5 protein-coding genes are annotated in these 5,528 nt (G+C 61.3%); all 5 read right to left on the bottom strand.

Translation table 11 applies throughout. The features are described 5' to 3' along the window. A partial coding sequence (locus tag ACWERV_RS36370; protein WP_452941133.1) for a hypothetical protein occupies positions 1–656 on the bottom strand: 656 nt, incomplete at its 3' end. Positions 657–743: 87 nt separating this feature from the next. Then, positions 744–2,105: an O-antigen polymerase gene (locus tag ACWERV_RS36365; RefSeq protein WP_105817669.1), complete on the bottom strand. Its 1,362-nt coding sequence runs from the start codon at positions 2,103–2,105 to the stop codon at positions 744–746. 24 nt (positions 2,106–2,129) lie between these two features. Beyond that, positions 2,130–3,341, bottom strand: a complete 1,212-nt coding sequence (locus ACWERV_RS36360) for a glycosyltransferase (RefSeq protein WP_198113294.1) — start codon at positions 3,339–3,341, stop codon at positions 2,130–2,132. Next, positions 3,338–4,552, bottom strand: a complete 1,215-nt coding sequence (locus tag ACWERV_RS36355; protein ID WP_415711908.1) for a polysaccharide pyruvyl transferase family protein — start codon at positions 4,550–4,552, stop codon at positions 3,338–3,340. The genes ACWERV_RS36360 and ACWERV_RS36355 overlap by 4 nt, the downstream gene beginning before the upstream one ends. An 11-nt stretch (positions 4,553–4,563) precedes the next feature. Further along, positions 4,564–5,528: glycosyltransferase (locus ACWERV_RS36350; RefSeq protein WP_452941132.1), on the bottom strand; the 965-nt coding region annotated here is incomplete at its 5' end.

Below are 5,528 nucleotides of genomic sequence, written 5' to 3'. Positions count from 1 at the left end.
GCGTCGTAGGCGTTCCGCAGCGGCGCGGCGAGCTCGACGGAGTCGGCGCTGACTTTCGCCACCACGTTCCGCTCAAAATATCGAATCGACGGCGGATAGCCCTGCGAGTCCTGGTTGAAGCCATAGACCAATACCGGCATGCCCGCGCGATACTTCGATGCGGCACCGGCGCTCGACAACCGAACATGGGATGCGCCGGCGGCTACCGATCCGATACGGTCGCCGTTCACAAACTCTCCGAAGCCGGGTATCGAGCCGGCGTGATCAAGAAAGTAGTCCTGGTTGACAATGAGCGGCACGCGTTCGGTCGTCGATTGCGAAGTCCCGACGTTGCACAATTGCGTGCCTCTTCCGCCTCGTACGTGCACGTCCGCGACGCCTTGCAGCCACCTTCCGGTCAGGATATTCAGCCTCCCGTCCGGCAAGATGAGATCGAAGGCAGCGTCTGCGCCCCGCATCTTCTCGCGAATCGTCAATAGTCCGCGGGAGTTCTGTTCCGCGGATGCATCTGCCGATACGCCATATGCTGCGGCTTCGATCACTTCACGGGCCGATGGCGCCGGGCCCCGGTCGAATGTACCTGCGTCACTTGGAAACGCTTCGGCACCCGCGGCGGAGGCAATCAGCTTCAGGAACGCGCGTCTGGATTGCTTCACGATGTCGACTCCGGTATGGGATTCGTGGTCATGCCCGGAACGACTCGCCGGCGCGACGCTTCTCGCGATTCATACCGATCGTTCGCGTCATGCCACCGAACCGACCGTACCCGAACGTACCGAGCCCGTATTGGCCGCCGGCGCCTGGATCCGTGCCATCCTGATCTTGCCGGCGGTCACCAGAATATAAACGGCGACGAACGAGAACCCGAAGAAATATGCCATCGGCACGCCGCCATCGCGAAACAGCGTCGAGATGTAGCCGTTGAAAATCCAGTACGACGCAAACAGTTTCGGGCTCGCCGTCCACGTGACGCGGTGATGAAACCGGTACAGGAACAGGCCAACCATGAACATTCCGCCCACCAGTGACGGGAATCCGAATATCGAATACAGATCCGCATGCAACGACCAGGTCAGCGCAAAGAAATTCCCGTATTTCAACAGGTTGATCCTTTGCGTCGTCGTCGGCTTGTCAGGCCAGATCGCGCGGGGGATTGGCCATACGAGCAGCCGCAGGTACTGCGTTCCCCAGTTGAACCCCGTTCTTTCCGGTACCAGCTCGTAAATTGCCGACGACACGTCGAACTCCTGGAAGTCGCTCGTTCCGGCGCCGACCGCTCGTGACTTCTGGTACCGATCCACGATCTCCGAAATGCTCGTGTCGCCGGTCAGCATCTTTCGTGCCGCGAGACGATCCGACCCGACGACATCGAATACGAGGATCAGGCAAACGCCGATAATGATCGTCTTCATTGCGAAGCTGCGGCGACCACGCCGCATCAACCCGATGGTCAATGCGCTCAGCACGACGATGACGAACGACAGCCGCTGCGCGCCAACCAGTATGCGCAACAGCACGAATGCACCGATCCCTGCAGCCATCGGCGGCGTCACGCCATAAGCGAGGATCAGGATCAGCAGCGCGGCCGGAATGAATTCCGCAAACGCCATCAGATAGCCGGACACCCCCACCAGGCGTTGGCCGCCATTCGAATCGACCTGCACCTCGAACGACTGGACCGAGTCGATACCGGCAGTCCCGTACGCGACATGCGTCGAATACAAGCCGAGCGCGACGAGCACGATCAGGGCCGCGAAAAATCGTACCTTGTCGGTGATGACGAGGCGGGTCGGTGGAATCCTGAGCTGCCGAAGATTGCGCGGCTCCACAAGTGCCGGCAGGATAACCGCGGCGAGCAGCGCGCAGTTGATATTGAGGCACGTCAGCCAGAGCGTTCCGTCCGATGGAGTCAACCCGATCGTGTTCCACAGCAGGGATCTGCCGATCAGGTAAATGTTGATCGGGCGTATGACGTATCCCAGGAAGTGATAGATCAGGTACAGAAAGATCGGATGATAAATGGGCATGCGCATCGCCAGCACGAACGCGAAGCAGATGCCCCAGCACAACAGATTGATTACCGCGATATAGCCTATGATTTCCATGTCATCCCTTCGCCTGTCGGATACTCAATCGATGACGCAGGGCGGCTGGTCGCGAAGCCCTATCAGCCAGCCATAAACGTCGGCCATTTGCGTGGCAACCACATTCCACGTGAAATGACTTTCGACCAGCGATCTCGCCACATTGCCCATTGCCACGAGCCGTGCATCGTCGATGGCATGCAGGTCGCCAAGGAATGCGCGCAGTCCCTCGACCGAATTGAGAATCTCGAATGCGGCGTGTCGGGAAAATCCGATCGACAGATTGCATTCGCGCGTCAGCGCGACGGGTTTCCGGAACGACCATGCCTCGAGCGGCACCATCGGCAGGCCTTCGCTGAACGACGGCAGGATCACGCAATCGCAGGCCGCGTAGGTTTTTTCCTTGTCCTGGCCGAATTGCGGACCGATGAAATGGACCCCGTCGCCGTTCACGCCCTCGCTGACCATGCCGCGCAATTTATCGACGTAGGAAGGATCCCCCCAACCACCGACGATCAGGTTCCAGCGCGCATTGATCGAATCCGTCATGACGCACCCCTTCCAGGCGCTCAGCAGATTCTCCACGCCCTTCTTGGGATGCAACCGCCCGAAATAAAGCAGCAGTTTCCGGGATGCCAGTTCGCCGGTCCACCAGGACGGCAACCCGGGATTGTCCAGCTCCGGAATCGTCACACCGTTATGCACGATGGCGATCGGCTGTTTCAGACCCACGGCCCGGATCGCATCCGCCTCCTCGCGATTCAGTGCATGAAAGCACGCGGCGCGATTCAAATGGCTGTGTTCATAGGCCGCGAGCGCGACCCACTTCTTCAGTTTCGAACGCTTCATGATCCATGGATCGAGCATGCCGTGCGGCGAGATGATGTAGGGCTTGCGTCGACGCCGATGCCACGCGACGACATCCGCCGAAGGGTGCATCCAGATTCCGTGCGTGTGAACGATTTGGGCATCGGATGCCAGCAGCGAAGTGCGCAAGCCCGGGGAGTAGCCGAACATCGCGGGACCGACCGCGTCACGGGTCGTCACCCGCGTCCCGCGCCATTGCGGAAGGTCGGTCCTGGTGTTCGCGTCGTTCAGTGCGAATACGCGCGGTACGAACCCGTTGGACGGCAGCGCGAGTGCGAGGCCACGTACCGCGTCGAACAGGCCGCCAGCGGTTCTGGACGCGGACGCCGTTACGAACCCGACCTGATGGCCCGGCGCCTGCGCAGGATGGAAGTCGGCCGTCCCGGTCACGCGGCCTCCCGCAGAAGATCCGCAAACCGCGGATACAGGCGACGATAGCGCTCTACCGCGCGATCGATCTCCGCCTGCCCCCGCGACGGCGCCCGATAGTCGGCGATCATCGTTCGCGCGATTTCATCCACATTGAAACCGTCGATGTCGTATACGCGGGCGCTCAAACCCAGGTCCGTCATGATGCCGCTCGTCTTGGGCAGGTAGGAGAGCGCCACGAGCGGCCGTCCTGCCAAAAGTCCAAAGATGCATGAGTGAAAGCGGCTACCCAGAAATACCGAGGAGCCGGCGATGATGCTCCTGACGTCCGCCACGGGTCGGTCTTTCTGATCCAGGATGACGAATTCCCGACACCGCTCGGCGATCTCGCGGCCCACCGGCAGATCGGCCGCGACCTGGTTGACGATGACGATCCGCACGCCCAGCGTGTCGTGCAGGATATTCAGCAGTTCGCACAGGCTGCGGACATACCGTTCCTTGGCCTGCGCCTGGTCGGCGGCAAGCGGAAACGCCCATTCGATCACCGAAACCGCGATATAAGGCTCGTCCGGATCGATTCCGAGTTCCGCCTTCATCGACGCGGTCGCGGCCGGCGTCGCAGCATGCCAGAAGGCAAGATCGCCGGTCCTGGCGACTCGCGCTGCCGGCAACGCGAGCGTCTCGACGACAAAATGGTACGACTCGCTTTCCCGTACGCAGATGAGGGATGCCTTGGCGAGCACCTTTGCGGCAAACCACCGGCCGCGCCTGGAGCGGATCGGACCGACGCTCTGCGGCGCCAGAACCACGGTGGCGCCAAACTTCGAAGCCGCCCAGATCTGGATCAGGTTCGCGTAGTACGACGGATTGGAGTCTTCAAGATATCCGCCGGGACAACTGACGACGACATCGGCTTTCCCGAGCGCGTCGATGGCACGTCGTTGCTCGACCGGAATCAGACGGCCGAGCAGCCACGGTCGTCGCAACGATACATAGCAGATCGTGATGGCCTGGCGGACGACATTGCACAGACGGCGGCGCCACATGTGCTTCGATACGCAGTTCCCGAGCCGCTCGTGCCACGTCACCCGTGGCAGATGAGCGCGCTGCGTCGACGGCTGGTATGCGATACCGCTGAGAGAGGCGTTCGGGAAGGCTTCGAGGATTTCGTCGATACACACCTCGATGAGCGCCGCATCGCCTTTGTTCACCGCGCCGAAGACATTGGCCACCACGACATGATTCACTTGCATTTCGAGAACCCGTTCACGAAGTTCAACACATTTTCGGAAAACCGCTGCAAATTCCAGTCATCGAGATTCCACGGAAAGTTGCGCCTGAGTGCAGACAGCTTCTCGTCGTCAAGCAGTATCGCGACGCCGCGGTCGATGTCTGCATCCGTTCCATCCGTCACGAACCCGTTTTCGCCGTGGCGGACCAATTCGTGCGCCGCTCCGCAGCCGTCGCTGCACAATACGGGCGTCCCGCACGCAAGCGCCTCGTTCAGACACAGGCCCCACTGGTCATAGTCACTCAACAGCATCATGAAATTGGCAAGCGACAGGTACACCGGCATGTCCTGGTTGGGAACCAGCCCTTTGAACACGACGTAGCGCGCGATTCCGAGGCGCTCGCAGCGCTCGCGCAGCGACGCCTCGAGCTCGCCGGCGCCGATAATCAGCAGCGAAACACCGATCGCCGTTGCCCGCGAACGCGCGTACGCGTCGATGACTTTGTCGACACGCTTGCGAGCCACCAGGCGCGACACGCAGACGATGTACCTTTCCGGCAACCCCATCTGCGCGCGGAGCTCGGACGGCCGGACGCGTGCCGCGGCGGCGGCCGTCGTGAACCGACTGTTGTCGACCACGTCGTAGCCTACGTGGATGCGCTCCGCTGGAATGCCGAGGAACTGGAAGTACTGACGCTGCCGGCGCCCGGCCACGATCGCGCCGTCATACAGGCACGCGAGCCGGGCCTTGAGCAGTTCGCGTCCCGGCCGGCGCACGCCGTCGTCGAACTTGCTGTCCGCACAAAACACGATTTTCGTGCGACGCGCCAACCATCGGTAAATCAACCCGACGATCGAATATGGAAAGTTGTATCCGATCGTCACGATCATGTCCGGCTTTTCACGAACGATTTCCCTGAACAGGCGCGCGAGCAATATCGGCCGCTTGAACTGCGCACGCTCCTGCGCCACGTAAC

The sequence above is a fragment of the Streptomyces sp. NPDC004031 genome (genome assembly GCF_053604375.1).
The sequence above is the reverse complement of the archived record's forward strand: the minus strand, read 5'-3'. Positions and strand labels throughout refer to the sequence as shown.

Excerpts from the sequence above, each read along its gene's own strand:
- ACWERV_RS36365 (WP_105817669.1), bottom strand. The coding sequence starts at position 2,105 with ATGGAAATCATAGGCTATATCGCGGTAATCAATCTGTTGTGCTGGGGC.